Annotated in this window: 1 pseudogene; it reads left to right on the forward strand. The window is 64.3% G+C overall.

The features are described 5' to 3' along the window. A pseudogene (locus EN852_RS38940) lies at positions 1-300 on the forward strand (glycogen debranching enzyme GlgX); the annotation flags it as partial.

A 300-nucleotide genomic window follows, 5' to 3' on the forward strand; every position in this document is an offset into this window, starting at 1 on the left:
CCGGTGCGCTCGGCTCGCTCGCCACCCGGCTTGCGAGGTCCTCCGATGTGTTCGGCAGGGACGGCCAACCAGCAAGCCGCACGGTCAATTTCATCGCCGCGCATGACGGCATGGCGCTGGCCGACATCGTTGCCTATGAGCGCAAGCACAACGAAGCCAATGGCGAGCAGAACCGCGACGGCCATAACGACAATCTGTCCTGGAACAACGGCGCCGAAGGCGAAACGGACGAAACCGCGATCGGAGAGGCGCGTTTCAATGACCAGTGCGCGTTGCTGGCGACGCTTTTCGCCTCGCGCG

Origin of the sequence: Mesorhizobium sp. M2E.F.Ca.ET.209.01.1.1, from assembly GCF_004010375.2 — a bacterium.
Classification (GTDB): domain Bacteria; phylum Pseudomonadota; class Alphaproteobacteria; order Rhizobiales; family Rhizobiaceae; genus Mesorhizobium.